The 18,482-nt window shown below is 71.6% G+C and carries 16 protein-coding genes and 1 riboswitch; of the genes, 14 read left to right on the plus strand and 2 right to left on the minus strand.

Features of this window, described 5'->3' with window-relative positions; genetic code table 11:
* Nucleotides 1–17: 17 nt before the first annotated feature.
* The 3 genes from NUV38_RS10055 (at nt 18) to NUV38_RS10065 (ending at nt 3,537) form a co-directional block, all read left to right on the plus strand.
* The gene (locus tag NUV38_RS10055; protein WP_055970478.1) at nt 18–473 is read left to right on the plus strand and encodes a hypothetical protein; all 456 of its coding nucleotides are present in this window, start codon (nt 18–20) and stop codon (nt 471–473) included.
* A gap of 5 nt (nt 474–478) precedes the next feature.
* Nucleotides 479–1,003, plus strand: a complete 525-nt coding sequence (locus NUV38_RS10060) for an adenine phosphoribosyltransferase (RefSeq protein ID WP_257728997.1) — start codon at nt 479–481, stop codon at nt 1,001–1,003.
* Nucleotides 1,004–1,203: 200 nt separating this feature from the next.
* Nucleotides 1,204–3,537, plus strand: coding sequence for a bifunctional (p)ppGpp synthetase/guanosine-3',5'-bis(diphosphate) 3'-pyrophosphohydrolase (locus tag NUV38_RS10065; protein ID WP_374626755.1), 2,334 nt, complete (start codon nt 1,204–1,206; stop codon nt 3,535–3,537).
* A gap of 994 nt (nt 3,538–4,531) precedes the next feature.
* Here NUV38_RS10065 and NUV38_RS10070 read toward each other — a convergent pair.
* Entirely contained in the window at nt 4,532–5,767 is a 1,236-nt protein-coding gene (locus tag NUV38_RS10070) for a DUF349 domain-containing protein (RefSeq protein ID WP_257728998.1), read from the minus strand.
* A 117-nt stretch (nt 5,768–5,884) separates the two neighbouring features.
* Here NUV38_RS10070 and NUV38_RS10075 point away from each other — a divergent pair, with 117 nt between their 5' ends.
* From NUV38_RS10075 to NUV38_RS10125, 11 genes are all read left to right on the plus strand, one after another.
* On the plus strand, nt 5,885–6,583 hold the full coding sequence (locus NUV38_RS10075; protein ID WP_257728999.1) for an MBL fold metallo-hydrolase: 699 nt from the start codon (nt 5,885–5,887) through the stop codon (nt 6,581–6,583).
* A 1-nt stretch (nt 6,584) separates the two neighbouring features.
* A complete protein-coding gene (hisS, locus tag NUV38_RS10080) occupies nt 6,585–7,991 on the plus strand; it encodes a histidine--tRNA ligase (protein WP_257729000.1) in 1,407 nt (468 codons plus the stop codon).
* Nucleotides 7,988–9,760 carry an aspartate--tRNA ligase gene (gene aspS / locus NUV38_RS10085; RefSeq protein WP_257729001.1) on the plus strand — a complete coding sequence of 591 codons (1,773 nt, stop codon included), beginning with the start codon at nt 7,988–7,990 and terminating at the stop codon, nt 9,758–9,760. Before hisS ends, aspS begins: the two co-directional genes overlap by 4 nt.
* A gap of 141 nt (nt 9,761–9,901) precedes the next feature.
* Nucleotides 9,902–11,308: a replication-associated recombination protein A gene (locus tag NUV38_RS10090; RefSeq protein WP_257729002.1), complete on the plus strand. Its 1,407-nt coding sequence runs from the start codon at nt 9,902–9,904 to the stop codon at nt 11,306–11,308.
* 90 nt (nt 11,309–11,398) lie between these two features.
* Nucleotides 11,399–11,920 carry a hypothetical protein gene (locus NUV38_RS10095; protein WP_257729003.1) on the plus strand — a complete coding sequence of 174 codons (522 nt, stop codon included), beginning with the start codon at nt 11,399–11,401 and terminating at the stop codon, nt 11,918–11,920.
* Complete coding sequence (locus NUV38_RS10100; RefSeq protein WP_257729004.1) at nt 11,917–12,207, plus strand: DUF6167 family protein; 291 nt, start codon at nt 11,917–11,919, stop codon at nt 12,205–12,207. Before NUV38_RS10095 ends, NUV38_RS10100 begins: the two co-directional genes overlap by 4 nt.
* Complete coding sequence (gene alaS / locus NUV38_RS10105) at nt 12,207–14,885, plus strand: alanine--tRNA ligase (protein WP_257729005.1); 2,679 nt, start codon at nt 12,207–12,209, stop codon at nt 14,883–14,885. Before NUV38_RS10100 ends, alaS begins: the two co-directional genes overlap by 1 nt.
* 10 nt (nt 14,886–14,895) lie before the next feature.
* Nucleotides 14,896–15,342, plus strand: coding sequence for a Holliday junction resolvase RuvX (gene ruvX / locus NUV38_RS10110; RefSeq protein WP_257729006.1), 447 nt, complete (start codon nt 14,896–14,898; stop codon nt 15,340–15,342).
* Nucleotides 15,343–15,349: 7 nt separating this feature from the next.
* Nucleotides 15,350–16,480, plus strand: coding sequence for an endolytic transglycosylase MltG (mltG, locus tag NUV38_RS10115; RefSeq protein WP_257729007.1), 1,131 nt, complete (start codon nt 15,350–15,352; stop codon nt 16,478–16,480).
* Nucleotides 16,473–17,321 (plus strand): shikimate dehydrogenase, encoded by an 849-nt coding sequence (locus NUV38_RS10120; RefSeq protein ID WP_257729008.1) that lies wholly within the window; start codon nt 16,473–16,475, stop codon nt 17,319–17,321. Before mltG ends, NUV38_RS10120 begins: the two co-directional genes overlap by 8 nt.
* 10 nt (nt 17,322–17,331) lie before the next feature.
* Entirely contained in the window at nt 17,332–18,033 is a 702-nt protein-coding gene (locus NUV38_RS10125) for a prepilin peptidase (RefSeq protein WP_257729009.1), read from the plus strand.
* A gap of 7 nt (nt 18,034–18,040) precedes the next feature.
* Here NUV38_RS10125 and NUV38_RS10130 read toward each other — a convergent pair whose 3' ends face one another.
* Nucleotides 18,041–18,355, minus strand: coding sequence for a multidrug efflux SMR transporter (locus NUV38_RS10130; protein WP_257729010.1), 315 nt, complete (start codon nt 18,353–18,355; stop codon nt 18,041–18,043).
* A 10-nt stretch (nt 18,356–18,365) separates the two neighbouring features.
* Nucleotides 18,366–18,430, minus strand: a riboswitch (guanidine-III (ykkC-III) riboswitch).
* Nucleotides 18,431–18,482 lie beyond the last annotated feature (52 nt).

Genomic DNA, 18,482 nt, shown 5'->3' on the forward strand with positions numbered 1-18,482 from the left:
ATGACATGCTTGCGCGCATGAAGAAGCTCGCTCTCGCCGGCGCCGTGCTCGCCGCCGCCACGACCCTGACCGCCTGTGGATCCGGGAGCAGCGCCTACTGCTCCGACCTCAAGTCCGCCACGAAGGAGTTCGACTCCCTCGAGGGCAGCGACCTCGGGCAGATCGACAAGGCCTTCGCCACCTTCCACAAGCTCGCCGACGAGGCCCCCTCCGACGTCGAGTCCGACTGGAAGGTGCTCGACGACGGCATCACCTCGGTCGAGAAGTCCCTCGACGACGCCGGCATCAAGCTCGAGGACCTCGCGAAGGTCCAGCAGGGCGAGCTGCCCGAGGGTGTCGACATGGCCAAGCTCCAGGGCCTGGCCGCGGACTTCCAGAAGCTGAGCGACGAGAAGTTCACGAAGGCCTCCGACGCCATCGAGAAGCACGCCAAGGACGAGTGCGACGTCGACCTGAGCGGCAACGGCTCCTGAGCTCCATGGACGCGGCCACGGCCATCGACGCCTGCGTCCGGCCGGTCGAGGACTGGCCGGCGCAGGGCGTCACCTTCCGTGACGTCACGCCCCTGCTGTCGAACCACGAGGCCTTCTCGGCCGTCTCGGCGGCCCTGTGCGACGCCGTGCGCGACCTCGAGCCCGACGTCGTCGTGGGCGTCGAGGCGCGCGGCTTCATCTTCGGCGCACCGTTGGCCCTCGAGCTCGGCGTCGGCTTCGTGCCGGTCCGCAAGCAGGGCAAGCTGCCGGCCGACACCCACAGCGCCACCTACGCGCTGGAGTACGGCGAGGCCACGCTCGAGATCCACACCGACGCCCTGGCGCCGGGGGCCCGGGTGGTCGTCGTCGACGACGTGCTCGCCACCGGGGGCACGCTGGTCGCGGCCGGCGAGCTCGTGGCGGCGTGCGGCAGCACCGTCGTCGGCAACGTCGTGGTCCTCGAGATCGGCGCGCTCGGGGGCCGGGACGTGCTCTCCGGCACGCCGCTCGTCAGCCTGCGCCGCTACTGACCCCTCGCTCGTCGACCCCGCGATCCGTCAGGACACCCATGAACCCCCGTCACACCCGAACCATCGCCCTCGTGCTCGTCGCGATCCTGGTGCTCGGCGCCGCGGCCACGCTGCTCGACGTCCTGCTCTGAGGTCTGGTCGGTCCCGTGACCGCGGTGATCGGGCCTGTCCTACGATGGAAGGCACGACAGGAGCACTGAGTGGCTGAGCGCATCGACACCGACCACGGCGGAGCCGCCGACACGGCTGCGCCGCCGGAACCTGCCCGCGCCGACCAGGCGCCGGCCGGTGCCCGCGTGCGCAGCCGGCTGGCCCGCATCGGCGGCCGCTCGACGCCGCAGAACCCCGTGCTCGACCCCTTGCTCGCGGTGTACCGCGAGAACCACCCCAAGGCCGACGTCGACGTCATCCGCAAGGCGTACGAGATCGCCGAGCGCATGCACGAGGGGCAGACCCGCAAGAGCGGCGACCCCTACATCACCCACCCGCTCGCGGTGTCCACCATCCTGGCCGAGCTGGGCATGACCGGGCCCACCCTGTGCGCGGCGCTCCTGCACGACACGGTCGAGGACACGCCCTACACGCTCGACACGCTCCGCGTGGACTTCGGCGACGAGGTGGCCCTGCTCGTCGACGGCGTGACCAAGCTCGACAAGGTCAAGTACGGCGACTCCGCGCAGTCCGAGACCATCCGCAAGATGGTCGTGGCCATGAGCCGCGACATCAGGGTGCTCGTCATCAAGCTCGCCGACCGCCTGCACAACATGCGCACGCTTCGCTACCTGCGGCAGGACAAGCAGGAGCGGATCGCGCGCGAGACGGTCGAGATCTTCGCCCCCCTGGCCCACCGGCTGGGCATGAACACCATCAAGTGGGAGCTCGAGGACCTCGCGTTCGCGACCCTGCACCCCAAGGTCTACGACGAGATCGTGCGCCTCGTGGCCGACCGGGCACCGTCGCGTGGGCAGTTCCTCGAGCGCGTGATCGGTGACGTCGAGTCCGACCTGCGGCACGCCAAGATCAAGGCGACGGTCAGCGGCCGCCCCAAGCACTACTACTCGATCTACCAGAAGATGCTGGTGCGGGAGCGCGAGTTCACCGACATCTTCGACCTCGTCGGCGTCCGGATCCTCGTCGACACGGTGGCCGACTGCTACGGCGTGCTCGGGGTCCTGCACGCCCGGTGGAACCCCATCCCCGGCCGCTTCAAGGACTACATCTCGGTCCCGAAGTTCAACATGTACCAGTCGCTGCACACGTCGGTGATCGGTCCGCAGGGCAAGCCGGTCGAGCTGCAGATCCGCACCCGCGCCATGCACCGTCGCGCCGAGTACGGCGTCGCTGCGCACTGGAAGTACAAGGAGGACGGGAGCGCGAACCCGTCCACGGCGAAGGGCGCGTCGCCCGGCAGCGACGACATGGCCTGGCTGCGCGAGCTGGTCCAGTGGCAGTCCGAGACCGAGGACTCCGTCGACTTCCTCGACAACCTGCGCTTCGAGATGAACAGCGTCGGCGTGTACGCGTACACGCCGCGCGGCGACGTCATCCAGCTCCCGGCCGAGGCCACGCCCGTCGACTTCGCCTACGCCGTGCACACCGAGGTCGGGCACGCCTGCATCGGTGCGCGCGTGAACGGACGGCTGGTGTCGCTGGAGTCCGAGCTCAAGACCGGCGACGTGGTGGAGGTCTTCACGTCCAAGTCGCAGGACGCCGGACCCAGCCGCGACTGGCTCGAGTTCGTCAAGAGCCCGCGCGCCCGCAACAAGATCCGGCAGTGGTTCACGAAGGAGCGTCGCGAGGAGGCGATCGAGCGCGGTCGTGACCTCATCGCCAAGCAGATGCGCAAGGAGAACCTGCCGCTGCACCGCATCTTCAAGCACGACACGCTCGACGCGATCGCCAAGGACCTCAACCTGCCCGACGTCTCCGCGCTCTATGCCGCGGTGGGGGAGAACAACGTCGGCGCGCAGAACGTGGTGGAGCGGGTCATCGCCCTCTCTGGCGGGCGCGACGGTGCCGAGGAGGACCTCGCGGAGGCCACGGTCATCCCCGGCAGCGGCTCGCGCCGCCAGCGGGCCGACGGCCAGGCCGGCGTGCTGGTCGAGGGCGTCTCGGGCGACGTGATGGTCAAGCTCGCCCGCTGCTGCACCCCGGTCCCCGGCGACGTGATCGAGGGCTTCGTGACGCGTGGCTCCGGCGTGTCGGTGCACCGCAGGGACTGCGTCAACCTGCAGTCGCTGAGGTCGCAGCCCGAGCGGCTGGTCCCGGTGCAGTGGGCGCCCAACGCGCACAGCACGTTCCTCGTGGCGATCCAGGTGGAGGCGCTCGACCGTCCCCGTCTGCTGAGCGACATCACGCGGATCATCTCCGACCAGCACGTGAACATCCTGTCCGCCGCGCTCTCCACCGGGCGCGACCGTGTGGCCAAGAGCAAGTTCAGCTTCGAGATGGGCGACCCCAAGCACCTCGACCACGTGCTCGCGGCCGTCCGCACCATCGAGGGCGTCTTCGACGTCTACCGCGTCACGCAGTGACGTCGGGCGGCGTGACCGGCCGCTCGGTGGTCACCCGGACGTCGCTTCGGTCCGTGACGCTCGGGTCGTGACCTCGGGGGAGATCGACCGTTGCCGCCGTCCGTTCCGATCAGCTCTACGGCGAGGTCGAGATCGACGTCCGTACCCGTGCCCTGGCGGTCACGCTGCGCGACGTCGAGGGCTGGGGCCTGTACTCACGCGCGCTGCAGGCGCAGTTTGACTGAGCCGGCCTCGCCCGTCGGGTGAGTCGGTCCGGCTGCGGCTCGTCGTGCGGCATCCGAGAGGGCCTCGACTGGGGGCTGGGCTCGGGTGGGTCTGCTGGGCGCGGCTGGGCTTCCACTCGCTGCTGCGTCGTCGTGGCTGCGAGTGGGCGTGGTCTCCGAGAGGGCCTCGACCGGAGCGGGGGGGGTCTCGACCCGGGTGGGTCTGCGGGGCGCGGCCACGATTCTCCGTCTCTGCGGGATCCACGCACGATTCTCCCTTCGCGTGGACCGTGCCTCGCGAAGGAAGCATCGTGGCGACGACTTCGGCCTCGTAGGGGCAGTGATTCTCCATCGTCGTGGAACGGTCCGCGAGAAGGGAGAATCCCTGCCCCACCGCCGCGCACCATCGCCCCCGCCGACGCAAGATTCTGCCGTCGCGTCCTGAAGTCCGAACGATGCTGCGTTCGCGACCGGATCCGAACACGAACGCAGCATCCTTCGACCCCTCACGCACGAACGCAGAACCTTGCGTCCCCGAAGCCACGCTCCGAGTGTTCGACCGACCCCGGACCCGTCCGCCGGTCGAGGCCCTTTCGGAGACCGACCTGACTCGGCGCCACAGCAGCGCAGCAGCAGGAGAAGACCCAGCAGCGGCGACGCACCAGCAAGGCACGCCCCACCGCGGCGACGCAGCAGCAAGGCACGCCCCACCGCGGCGACGCAGCAGCAAGGCACGCCCCACCCGCAGCGGCCGAACAGCAGCCCAGCCGCCGCCCCGGCCGACGGCCGGCTCAGCTGTAGTCGGACGCGGCCTTCTGAGCCATGGCGAGGAACGACTCGTTCGACTCCAGCTTCTGCGTCAGGTCCTTCACCTTGCGAGCGTCGCCGGCGGCTTCGGCCTTGGCGAGGGACTCGCGGGTCTCGTCGATGGCGCGCTGAAGCTTGCCGATCATGTCGTCGGCGCGAGCCGACTTCTCCGGGTCCGAACGCTTCCACTCCTGCTCACCGGCGGCACGCACGGCCTGCTCGACGGTGCGCAGACGCCCCTCGAGCTCCTTGACCCGGCCGCGCGGGACCTTGCCGGCGGCCTCCCAGCGGTCGGCGATGTCGTGCAGCGCCTTGCGGGCGGCGTCGAGGTCGGTGATCGGCAGCAGCGCCTCGGCCTCGACCAGGATCTGCTCCTTGACCACGGCGTTGGCGGCGAACTCCTCGTCGAGCGCGGCGTTGGCGGCGTCGCGGGCCTGGAAGAAGACGTCCTGGGCGGCTCGGAACCGCTTCCAGAGCTTGTCCTCGACGTTGCGCGGGGCGGACCCTGCCTTCTTCCACTCGGTCATGAGGTCGCGGTACTTGCCCGACGTCGGACCCCACTCGGTCGAGGACGACAACGCCTCGGCCTCGACGATCAGCTTCTCCTTGACCTTCTGCGCCGCCTCGCGCTGGGTGTTCTGCTCGGCGAAGTGCGTCTTGCGCTTGCGGGTGAACGAGGTGCGGGCGGCGCTGAAGCGGTGCCAGAGCTCGTCGTCGGCGGACTTGCTGAGGCGGGGGAGCGCCTTCCACTCCTCCAGGAGGGCGCGGAGCCGGTCGGCCCCGGCACGCCAGTCCTGGCCGGCGGCGATCTTCTCGGCCTCCTCGACGATGCGGGTCTTGGCCACGGTCGCCTCGGCGACCTTCGCCTCACGCTCGGCCCGACGCTCCTCGCGCTGCTTCTCGATGGCGGGAGCGAGCGCGTCCAGTCGCGTGTCGAGCGACGCGAGGTCACCGATCGCGGCGGCGTCGGCCACCTCGCCGCGCACCTTCGCGACGGCCTTCGCCGCCTCGTCGGGCGAGAGCGCACCGGTGGTGAGGCGCTTCTCGAGCAGGTCGACCTCGGTCTCGAGGCCCTCGAAGCGACGCACGTAGAAGGCGAGACCCTCGGCAGGTTCTCCCACCTTCCACTCGCCGATCTCGCGCTCGGCGTCACCGGTCTTGACGAAGACCCTTCCTTCGGCGTCGACGCGGCCCCACGGATGCTCGGCGGCAGAGGTCATGGCGACAGTCTAGGAGGACACCACCTGGGCATGACCACCCCGGCGTCGCCTGGGCGTCGCCGCCCCGGACGAACCGCCGGGCGATCCGACGTCGCGGCCCCGCGTACCCTGTGGTGCGTGCTGCTCACGTCCTTCCCCGCCGGCCCGCTTCAGGCCAACTGCTACGTCGTGGCCCGAGGTCCCGGCACCGGCTGCGCCGTCGTCGATCCGGGCATGGACTCGATCGAGGGCGTGCGCCAGGTCGTCGCCGAGCACCGGTTGACGGTCGACGCCGTGCTCATCACCCACGGCCACTTCGACCACATGTGGTGCGCGCAGGACGTGGCCCGCGAGCTCGACGCACCGGTGTGGATCCATCCCGCCGACCGGCACCTCCTGGCCGACCCGATGGCCGCGATCTCCGGACCGTCGGCGGCGATGCTGCGCGCCCAGTTCGGCCTCGACGACCTGCCGGAGTTCCGCGAGCCCGACGACGTCCGCGACGCGGTCGACGGTGCGGTCGTGGAGGTCGACGGACTGCGGATCAGCGTCGACCACGTGCCCGGGCACACCCCGGGCACCGTCTACTACCGAGTGGACTGGGACGGCCCCGAAGACGTGTCGCAGGTGATGTTCTCCGGCGACTTCCTGTTCGCCGGGTCGATCGGACGGACCGACCTCACCGGCGGTGACCACGACCAGATGCTCACCAGCCTGCGCGAGCGCATCCTCCCGCTGCCGGACGACGTCGTCGTGCTCCCCGGGCACGGGCCGCAGACGTCGATCGGACGCGAGCGGGCCACCAACCCCTTCCTGGCCGATCTGAAGGAGGCCTGACGTGGCGAAGCTGAGCGGGTTCCCCGAGCTGCTGCCCGCCGACCGTGCGGTCGAGCTGGCCGTCACCGACGCCCTGCGTCGCGTGTTCGAGCTGCACGGCTTCGCCAACGTCGAGACGCGTGCGGTCGAGCCGGTCGAGACGCTGCTGCGCAAGGGCGAGATCGACAAGGAGGTCTACGTCGTGCGTCGCATCCACGACGACGCCTCCCCAGGAGCGTCGTCGTCGCGGTCCGACGCGCTCGCCCTGCACTTCGACCTCACCGTCCCGTTCGCGCGCTACGTGGTCGAGAACGCCGGCAAGCTGCAGTTCCCGTTCCGGCGCTACCAGATCCAGAAGGTCTGGCGGGGCGAGCGACCGCAGCAGGGTCGGTTCCGTGAGTTCACCCAGGCCGACATCGACATCGTCGGCGACGGCACCCTGCCCTTCCACGCCGACGTCGAGGTCGCGCGGGTGATGGCCGAGGCGCTGGCGGCCGTGGCGACGGTCCTCGGTCTCGGCGCGGGGACGACCCCCGGCGGGGGTGCCGGGCTCCGGGCGGCTCCGGAGGAGCTGTTCACGCTCCAGGTGAGCAACCGCAAGGTGCTCGAGGGCTTCTACATCGGGCTCGGGGTGGCCACGCCGACCGCCGTCATGCAGGTCGTCGACAAGCTGGACAAGCTGCCGGGCGAGAAGGTCCTGGAGCTCCTGGCCGAGGCCGGTCTCGACGACGCCTCCGCACGCGCCTGCCTCGCGCTCGCCGAGATCAGCACCGAGGACACCTCGTTCGTGGAGCGTGTCCGCGCGCTGGGCGTGCAGCACCCGCTGCTCGACGAGGGCCTCGACGAGCTCGCCTCCGTGGTGGCCGCGTGCGCCGACGTCGAGGGCGTCCGGGTCACCGCCGACCTCCGCATCGCCCGTGGCCTGGACTACTACACCGGCACGGTCTTCGAGACCCGCATGAACGGCCACGAGCAGCTCGGCTCCGTGTGCTCCGGTGGTCGCTACGACGAGCTCGCCTCCGACGGGAAGCGCACGTACCCGGGCGTCGGCATCTCGCTCGGCCTCTCGCGGCTGCTGGTGCCCCTCGTCGCCGACGGGCTCACGAGCAGCCGGCCCGTCCCGTCCGCCGTGCTCGTCGCGGTCACCGACGAGGAGTCCCGACCGGCCAGCGACTCGCTGGCCCAGCGGTTGCGCTCCCGTGGCATCCCCACCGAGGTGTCCGCCGCCGCGCAGAAGTTCGGCAAGCAGATCCGCACCGCCGAGCGCCGCGGCATCCCGTACGTCCTCTTCCCGGGCGAACCGCCTAGTGTCAAGGACATCCGCACCGGCGACCAGGTCGAGGTCGACCCCGACACCTGGACGCCCCCCGCTCACGACCTGACGCCCACCGTCGTCGGGACCCCCCTCTCGAAGGAGACCTCGCCGTGATCCGCACCCACGACGCCGGAAGCCTGACCGCCGCCCACGTCGGCGACCAGGTCACCCTCGCCGGATGGGTCGCGCGCCGACGCGACCACGGCGGCGTCGCATTCATCGACCTGCGCGAGGCCAGCGGCGTCGTGCAGGTGGTGGTGCGCGAGGAGGTCGCCCACCAGCTCCGCTCGGAGTTCTGCCTGAAGATCGTCGGCACCGTCGAGAAGCGTCCCGAGGGCAACGAGAACGCCGCGATCCCCACCGGCGAGATCGAGGTCATCGCGAGCGACGTCGAGATCCTCAGCGCGTCGGCGCCGTTGCCGTTCCCGATCGACGAGCACGTGGAAGTGGGGGAGGAGGCGCGTCTGCGCTACCGCTACCTCGACCTGCGCAGGCCCGCCCCTGCCCACGCCATCCGGCTGCGCAGCAAGGTCAACGCCGTGGCCCGTCAGGTGCTGGAGCGCCACGACTTCGTCGAGGTCGAGACGCCCACGCTCACCCGCTCCACGCCCGAGGGCGCCCGCGACTTCCTCGTGCCCGCGCGTCTGCGCCCGGGCAGCTGGTACGCCCTGCCGCAGAGCCCCCAGCTGTTCAAGCAGCTGCTCATGGTCGGCGGCCTGGAGCGGTACTACCAGATCGCGCGCTGCTACCGCGACGAGGACTTCCGTGCCGACCGTCAGCCGGAGTTCACCCAGCTCGACATCGAGATGAGCTTCGTCGACCAGGACGACGTGATCGCTCTGGCCGAGGAGGTCTACGCCGAGCTCTGGAAGCTCATCGACGTCGAGCTCCCGCGCCCGTTCCCGCGCATCACCTACGCCGACGCGATGCGTCGCTACGGCTCCGACAAGCCCGACCTGCGCTTCGACCTCGAGCTCGTCGAGCTGACCGACTACTTCAAGGACACCCCGTTCCGGGTGTTCCAGGCGCCGTACGTCGGGGCCGTGGTGCACCCCGGCGGCGGCTCGCAGGCACGCCGCACGCTCGACGGCTGGCAGGAGTGGGCCAAGCAGCGCGGTGCGCGTGGTCTGGCCTACGTGCTCGTCGGCGAGGACGGGACGCTCGGCGGCCCCGTCGCCAAGAACCTGTCCGAGGCCGAGCGCGACGGACTGGCGGAGGCCGTCGGCGCGAAGCCCGGCGACGCCATCTACTTCTCGGCCGGTCCGGTCAAGCAGATGCGTCAGCTGCTCGGCGCGGCCCGCATCGAGATCGCCCGCCGCGAGAACCTCATCGACGAGTCGGCGTGGGCGTTCTGCTTCGTCGTCGACTGGCCGATGTTCGAGGCCGTGAGCGACCTCGACTCCGGCGACGTCGCCGTGGGAGGTGGCGAGTGGACCGCCGTGCACCACGCCTTCACGGCGCCCCAGGACCCGGCCACGCTGGCCGATCCGGGCAGCTCGATCGCGCAGGCCTACGACATCGTGTGCAACGGCAACGAGGTCGGCGGCGGGTCCATCCGTATCCACCGTCCCGACGTCCAGAAGCGCGTCTTCGAGATCATGGGCATCGGCGAGGAGGAGGCGCAGGAGAAGTTCGGCTTCCTGCTCGACGCCTTCGCCTTCGGCGCCCCGCCGCACGGCGGCATCGCGTTCGGGTGGGACCGCACCGTCGGTCTGCTGGCGGGCACGGACTCCATCCGCGACGTCATCGCCTTCCCGAAGTCCGGCGGCGGCTACGACCCCCTCACCGCGGCCCCGGCGCCCATCACGCCGGAGCAGCGCAAGGAGGCCGGCGTCGACGCCGTGGCCGAGGACGAGGGGTCGGAGGAGGCGTCGGAGGCCTGACTCCCGTCGCGTCCGTCCGCCGGCATCGGTGGCTGAGCAACATCTGGGCGCCGTCTGCGGTTGCCGATCCACCGGTGCGCGGCCTGATGTTGCCGATCCACCGATGGGGGCGATGTCGGGGTCGGTGACTAGGCTCGCGGGGTGAGCGACGACGGACTGTTCGACCTGCCCGCGGCGGACGACCGCCCGGCGGCGCGGCCCGGCGGGGGCGCCGGGCCGTGGGCGGCGAACGGAACGGGCTCGTCGGGCTCGCTCGCCGGCAACGCTCACTCCTCGGCGCCGCTGGCGGTGCGCATGCGTCCGCGCACGCTCGACGAGCTGGTGGGCCAGCAGCACCTGCTCACCCCCGGATCGCCCCTGCGGCAGGTGATCGACGGCGACCAGCCGCTCACCATCCTGCTGTGGGGCCCGCCGGGCACTGGCAAGACCACGATCGCCTCGCTCATCAGCAACCACACGAACCGGCGCTTCATGGAGGTCTCGGCCGTCTCGGCGGGGGTCAAGGAGGTGCGCGACGTCATCTCCGGTGCCCGCCGGGCGCTGCAGAACGGCGTCGAGACCGTGCTGTTCGTCGACGAGGTGCACCGCTTCTCCAAGGCCCAGCAGGACGCGCTCCTGCCCGGGGTCGAGAACCGGTGGGTCTCGCTCGTGGCCGCCACCACGGAGAACCCCCACTTCAGCGTCATCTCGCCGTTGCTCAGCCGTTCGCTCCTGCTGACCCTGCAGTCGCTCGACGATGACGACGTCGCCACCATGATCGACCGGGCGGTCGAGGATCCCCGCGGTCTCGGCGGGGCGGTCTCCCTGAGCGACGACGCCCGCGACCACCTCGTCCGGCTCGCCGGGGGCGACGGCCGACGGGTCCTCACCTACCTCGAGGCCGCCGCCGGTGCCACGCTCAGCCAGGGTCGCATCGAGGTCACGGTCGACGACGCTGCGCTCGCGGTCGACAAGGCGGCGGTGCGCTACGACCGGCAGGGCGACCAGCACTACGACGTCACCAGCGCCTTCATCAAGAGCATCCGCGGGTCAGACGTCGACGCCGCCCTGCACTACCTCGCCCGGATGATCGAGGCGGGGGAGGACCCGCGCTTCATCGCCCGGCGGCTGATGATCCACGCCAGCGAGGACATCGGCATGGCCGACCCCACGGCGCTGCCGGTGGCCACGGCCACGGCCCAGGCCGTCGCCATGATCGGGTTCCCCGAGGCTCGCATCCCTTTGGCCCAGGCCGTGATCCACCTGGCCACGGCCCCGAAGTCGAACGCCGTGGTCCAGGCCATCAACGCCGCCCAGACCGACGTCCGCGCCGGCCGGGTGGGTGCCGTCCCGCCGGCCCTGCGCGACGCGCACTACGCAGGTGCCAAGAAGCTCGGCCACGGGCACGACTACCGCTACGCGCACGACGACCCGCGCGGTGTCGTCACCCAGCAGTACGCACCCGACGACGTCGACGGCCGCGACTACTACGAGCCCGGACGCCACGGAGCCGAGGCGGCCGTCGCCGAACGGCTGGCCCGCATCCGCGCCATCCTGCGCGACCGCTGACGACGGCGCCGAACCTCGACGGGCGGGTCGCGCGAGCACGGTGAGCCCGCCCCGGCGCTCGCGGGGGCCGGCCCTAGTAACCTCGAGGTCATGTCCGCCGACGTCGCCATCCTCGTCGCCATCGCGGTCCTCGCGGTCGTGACCGTGGCGGCCGCGGTCGTGGCGGTCGTGGCTGCCCGGCGGGTCGCCCGTTCGGCCGCTGCTGCGGTGTCGGCCCCGGACGACGCGAGCCACCACGACCGGACGCCGCGACCCGCGTCGGTGCAGCGCTCGACCGGGCCGGAGGCACGCCCCGACGCCGCCGCTGCGCTCGAGGTGCGGCCGGTGGCGCTGGAACCTCGTGTCGTCGAGGGTCGGGTCGTCGTGCCGCCCACCCAGGATCAAGTCGTCGAGGCCGCGCTCAGCCGTCCACAGGTCAGGTTCGCCGTGGTCGTCCAGGGTGTGGCTCACGCCCTGCGACCCGAGAGCCGCGACCGGATCGGCGCCCTGATGCGCCGGGAGTACCGCAACCGGCGACGTGACCGACTCCGGGCCGGACGCCGGGCCGCTCGTGCGGCCCACGCCTCCACGGCACCGCCGCCGCCCTCCGACCAGTGGCTGGGGGAGCGATGAAGCCGCGCGCCGTCTGGTTCGTCGCCGGCTCGGCCGTGGGTGTCTACGCCAGCGCCAAGGCCCGGCGGGCCGCCTACCGGGTCTCGATGCCCGGACTCATCGACCAGGCTGCCGCGCTCGGCACCGGGTGGCGGGCCTTCGCCGACGAGGTCCGCGACGGGATGTCCACCGCCGAGTCGCGGCTCGCCGACCAGATCACGCCACCCCGACCCTCGCTCGAGGCCCCAGCCGCGGACCAATCGGCCGCGGACCGTCCCGAGCTCACCGACGAGAGAGACCACCCCTGATGGAGACCGCAGAGATCCGGCGCCGATTCCTCGAGCACTTCGAGGCCGCCGGGCACACCGTGGTGCCCTCGGCCCCACTGCTGCTGGACGATCCCAACCTGCTGTTCGTCAACGCGGGCATGGTGCCGTTCAAGCCCTACTTCCTCGGCCAGGAGACGCCGCCCTACGGCACCGCCACCAGCGTCCAGAAGTGCGTGCGCACCCTCGACATCGAGGAGGTCGGCAAGACCACGCGGCACGGCACGTTCTTCCAGATGAACGGCAACTTCAGCTTCGGCCAGTACTTCAAGGAAGGTGCGATCACCCACGCCTGGCGCCTGGTGACCGGCCACGTCGACGACGGGGGCTTCGGCTTCGACGCCGACCGGGTGTGGGTCACGGTGCTCGAGGGCGACGACGAGTCCCGCGCGCTCTGGAAGTCCGTCGCGGGCCTGCCCGACGAGCGGATCCAGGACCGGGGTCTGCTCGACAACTACTGGCACATGGGCGTCGCCGGTCCTGGCGGCCCGTGCAGCGAGATCTACATCGACCGTGGCCCCGAGCACGGGCCCGACGGCGGCCCGGTCGTCGACGAGGACCGGTTCCTGGAGATCTGGAACCTCGTGTTCATGCAGGAGGAGATCACCAACGTCCGCGCCAAGGACCAGTTCGACGTCGTGGGCCCGCTGCCGAGCCAGAACATCGACACCGGGATGGGCCTGGAGCGCGTCGCCTACCTGCTGCAGGGCAAGCAGAACCTCTACGAGATCGACGAGGTGTACCCCGTCATCGAGCGCGCGTCCGAGCTGACCGGACGGGCCTACGGCGCGAACCACGAGGACGACGTCCGGTTCCGGGTCGTGGCCGACCACGTGCGCAGCGGGCTCATGCTCATGGGCGACGGCGTGACCCCCGGCAACGAGGCGCGCGGCTACGTGCTGCGGCGCCTGCTGCGGCGCGCGGTGCGGTCCATGCGTCTGCTGGGCTACGAGGACCCCGCCCTGCCCGAGCTGCTCCCGGTCAGCAAGGACCGGATGAAGGCGTCGTACCCCGAGCTCGAGGCCGACTTCGCCCGCATCTCCCAGGTCGCCTACGCCGAGGAGGACGCGTTCCGGTCCACCCTCGGCAAGGGCACGCAGATCTTCGACGTCGCGGCGCAGAAGGTGAAGGCCGACGGCGGGAGCGGCCTGTCCGGCTCGGCGGCGTTCACGCTGCACGACACCTACGGCTTCCCGATCGACCTGACGCTCGAGATGGCCGAGGAGCAGGGCCTCACGGTCGACGCCGAGGGGTTCCGGTCGCTCATGGCCGAGCAGAAGGCCCGGGCGAAGGCCGACGCGAAGGCCAAGAAGGGCGTCCACGCCGACACCACCGCCTACCGCGCGGCCCTCGACGCGAACGGTCCGACCGACTGGCAGGCGTACACGACCCTGTCGACGGAGTCTCGGGTCCTCGCGCTGCTGAGCGAGGGCGCAGCGACGCCGGCGCTCGGTGCGGGGAGCGTGGGCGAGGTCGTCCTGGACCGCACGCCGTTCTACGCGGAGTCCGGCGGCCAGAACGCCGACGCGGGCACCATCACGTGGACGTCGGGCGGAGGAGGCAGCGCCGAGGTCCTCGACGTGCAGCGGCCCATCAAGGGCCTGGTCGTCCACCAGGTGCGCGTGCTCGAGGGCGAGCTCGTCGTCGACGAGACCGTCTCGGCCGACGTCGACCGCGAGTGGCGCACCGGAGCGCGTCAGGCGCACTCGGGCACGCACGTCGTGCACGCGGCGCTGCGCGAGGTGCTGGGCCCCACCGCGCTGCAGTCGGGCTCGTACAACCGACCCGGCTACCTGCGTCTCGACTTCGGGTGGAACGGGGCGCTGTCGCCCGAGCAGCTGCACGACGTCGAGCACGTGTCGAACCGCGCGCTGCGCGAGGACCTGCTCGTCTCGGCCCAGTACATGACCCTGCCCGAGGCCCGCGAGTGGGGCGCTCTCGCGCTCTTCGGCGAGACGTACGGCGAGCAGGTGCGCGTGGTCGAGATCGGCGGTCCCTGGTCGCGTGAGCTCTGCGGTGGCACCCACGTGGAGCGGTCCAGCCAGATCGGCACCGTCGTCATCACCTCGGACGGCTCGGTCGGAGCCGGCAACCGCCGCATCGAGGCGCTCACCGGCATCGAGGGCTTCGCCTACCTGGCCAAGGAGCGCGATCTCGTGCTCCAGCTCACCGACGTGCTCAAGGCGCGGCCGGAGGAGGTGCCGGTCCGGGTCGGCGACCTCGTGGCACGGCTCAAGGCCACCGAGAAGGAGCTCGAGAAGCTCAGGACCGCGCAGCTGCAGGGAGCGGCCGGCGACATCGCCGCTGCCGCGGCCGACGTCGACGGGGTGGCCGTCGTGACGCACCGTGCCGAGGGTGTCGGTGGCGGCGACGTCCGGTCCCTCGCCCTCGACGTCCGCGGCCGCCTGCAGGACCGGCCCGCCGTGGTGGTGGTGATCGGAACCGCGAACGACCGACCCTCCGTGGTCGTGGCCGTCACGCCCGCAGCGCAGGAGCGCGGGCTCTCGGCCAACACCCTGGTCGGGGTCGTCGGTGAGCGCATCGGCGGCAAGGGCGGCGGGAAGCCCGACGTCGCGCAGGGCGGAGGCACCGACGTCGGCGGGATCGACGCTGCGTTCGGGGCGGTCGTCGAGACCGTGCGCGAGACGGTCTCTCGGTGAGGCAGGTCCGATGAGAAGGGGACGTCGACTCGGCGTCGACGTCGGCGACGTCCGCATCGGCGTGGCCGTGTGCGACCCCGACGGGCTCGTGGCCACGCCGCTGGAGACGGTGGCCGCCGGACCCGACGCGATCGGCCGGCTCTCCGCCCTCGCCTCCGAGGTCGACGCGCTGGAGCTCGTGGTCGGTCTCCCGGTGTCGCTGAACGGGCGCGAGGGTCCCGCGGCGGCGAAGGTGCGGGTGTTCGCCCGCGCTCTCGCCGACACGGTGGCGCCCACAGTTGTCCGGCTGTTCGACGAGCGGATGTCTACGATGACTGCGGACAGCCTGCTCCGCGAGGGCGGGCGGTCCGGGCGGTCTCGACGCTCGGTGATCGACCAGGCTGCGGCCACGGTCATCCTGCAGACCGCCCTGGACACCGAACGGACCCGGGGATCGGCCCCGGGCGAGACGATCTGAGGTCGACGTGAGTGACAGCGGACTCGACATCCTGGGCGCCGACAGTGGTGGGCGACGCGCCACCAAGGCCGGCGGCCGGCGTGCCCCCCGCAAGCGCGGACCCCGCTGGGGACGCATCCTGCTGGTGCTCGTGCTCCTGGCCGGCCTCGTCTTCGCCGGCAAGGTCGTGTGGGACAAGGCCGGCTCGTACCTGAACGGCCCGGAGGACTACTCCGGCCAGGGCAGCGGCGAGGTCGTCGTCGAGATCCCCGCCGGGTCGGACGGCCAGGCGATGGCGTCGATCCTGGCGAAGCAGGACGTCGTGGCCAGCGCCGAGGCGTTCTACCAGCTGTCGCTGAACGACGAGCGCTTCGCGACCATCCAGCCCGGCTTCTACCAGCTGCGGCGCAAGATGTCGGCGGAGTGGGCGATGCGTGAGCTCACCGACGCGAGCAACCGGGTCGAGGGCAAGGTCACCATCCCCGAGGGCTCGAGGGTGGGCCAGATCGTCAAGGCGATCGCCGCCGGCTCGGAGATCAGCGAGGACGAGGTGACCGCGGTGCTCGACGACCCGAAGGACCTCGGCCTGCCCGAGGGCGCCAACGGCAACCCCGAGGGGTACCTGTTCCCGGCGACCTACACCGTCGAGCCCGGCACCACGGCGCTCGAGCTGATGCAGCAGATGGTCAAGAAGACCCTCGAGGTCGAGGCCGACCTCGACATCGACGCCCGCGCCAAGGCCCTCGGGCTGTCCAAGGAGGACGTCCTCACGATGGCGAGCATCCTGGAGTACGAGGCGGCCCGCGACGAGGACTACCCCAAGGTGGCCCGGGTGCTCTTCAACCGGCTCGAGGACGGCATGCCGCTGCAGCTGGACTCCACGGTCTCGTACGTGAGCCAGCGGGAGGGCGACGTGTGGACCACGCCGGAGGAGCGCGCGAACCCGTCGGAGTACAACACGTACCAGAACGCCGGGCTGCCGCCCGGCCCGATCGGCTCACCGGGCGAGAAGACCATCGAGGCGGCCCTCAACCCCGCCGACGGCGACTGGTTGTACTTCTTCGCCGACAAGGAGGGCGTCACGATCTTCAACACCGACTTCGCCCAGCACAACGCCGACTGCCAGAAGGTCTACGGCGCCGGCTCCTGTGGTGGCTGACCCGCGTACCGGGCGGCCCGCTCGTCGACGCTGTGCGGTGGTGGGCCACCCGGTCGCGCACTCCCTCTCGCCGGTCATGCACCGCGCGGCCTACGCCGAGCTCGGCCTGGACTGGACGTTCGACGCGGTCGACGTCGAGCCGGCGGGCCTCGGTGCGTGGGTCGAGCGCCTCGACCCCACGTGGCGCGGCCTCGCCGTGACCGCCCCGCACAAGCGTGACGCGCTCGAGCTGGCGGACGACGTCTCCGACGTCGCCGCCGCCGCTGGTGGGGCGAACACCCTGCTGCTGGCCGACGGCGTGGTCCGCGCCGACAACACCGACGTGCCCGGCACGCTCGCTGCGCTGCAGGAGGCCGGCATCGCCGACGTGCCGCTCGTTCGTGTCCTCGGCGCGGGTGCCACGGCGTCGTCGGTCGCCCACGCCGTGGTGGGGCTGGGTGCCCGCCGGATGGAGCTGGTCGTCCGCGACGTCGCGCGGGCCGAGACGACCGCGGCGTCGGCGCGTTCGGCCGGGCTCGAGGTGGTCGTGCGCTCGAGCGACGCCCCGTTCGTCGACGTCGCGGACCTGCTCGTCTCCACGGTGCCGGAGGACGCGGCCGGTGCTCGGTCCCACGAGCTGGTCGAGTCCGCCGCCGCGGTCTTCGACGTCGTCTACGACCCGTGGCCCACCCGGCTGCTGCTCGCGGCGCACGAGGCCGACCGGCCCGCGGTGTCCGGGCTCGACCTCCTGGCCCACCAGGCCGCGCTGCAGCTCGCCCTCATGACGGGCTCGCGGGTCGACGTCGACGTGCTGCGCGACGCCGCGCTCGCGGAGCTGTCGGCCGCGCGCGACGTGCCCTAGGGTGGCGGCCGTGCAGACCCTCTACGTCGTCGCCACCGTCGTCGGTGCGGGGGTGCTCGGCCTGCTCGGCCCGCTCGTGATCTCCCGGCTGCCCGAGCCGGAGCCGGACCCCTCCGAGGTCGACGAGCCCCCGAAGCCGCTCTACGTCGACCTCGCCCGACGCCCTCGCCTCGCCCCGGCGCTCGCCCTGGTCGCGGCGGTGCTGGCGCTCGTCGTCGCGCTCGGCATCGACGAGCCGCTGCTGCTGCCGGCCTGGGCGGTCTTCGCCGGCGTCGGCACGTGGTTGTCGTACATCGACCTGCGCACCCGGCTGCTGCCCTACGCCCTCACGCTGCCGCTGCACGTGGTGGTGCTCGTGCTCGTCGCCCTGGCGTCGCTCGTGGCCCAGGACCGGTCGATCATCCTCAAGGGGTTGATCGGCAACCTCGTGCTCTACGGGGTCTTCCGGCTCATCTACGCCCTCGGCCGGTGGATCAGCCAGCCGTTCGGGTTCGGCGACGTGCGGATCGCGGGCGTGATCGGCTTGCTTCTGGGTGCGCTCGGTGCCGCCGAGACGCTGTACGGCGGCTACGCGGGGTTCATCCTGGGCGCCCTCGTCGGGCTGGGGCTGTACGCCACGGGACGGATCGGACGCCGCGACCCGTTCGCCTTCGGTCCGTACCTCGTCGTGGGGGCCTTCCTCGGCCCGCCGCTGGTGGCCCTGCTCCGCTGACGGCGCGTCAGTGGGTGAGCTTCAGCCCGACGATCCCGGACACCACGGCCAGCAGGCACAGGACCCGCGCCACGGACACCGGCTCGTCGCCCTGCGCCATGGCCCAGGCGGCCGTGAGCGTGGCGCCGATGCCCACCCACGCGGCGTATGCCGTCCCGGTCGGCAGGTCACGCATCGCCCACGCGAGGCCGACCATGCTGAGCACGAGGGCGACGCCGAACACGAGGCTCGGGACGAGGCGGCTGAAGCCGTCCGAGCGACCGAGGGCAGTGGCCCACACGGCCTCCAGCACTCCTGACCCGACGAGCACGATCCAGCTCATGACGACTCCTGACCTGCCGTCTTTGCGCTGATCGGGTACGGCAGCCTCGTCCGAGCCCCCAGGGAGCGGGCGACCCCATCCTGGCACAGCCGGGCAGGCCCTCCGTGCCGCCCCGACTGCTCCTGAC

It is taken from the genome of Aeromicrobium sp. 50.2.37, from assembly GCF_024655735.1.
GTDB lineage: Bacteria > Actinomycetota > Actinomycetes > Propionibacteriales > Nocardioidaceae > Aeromicrobium.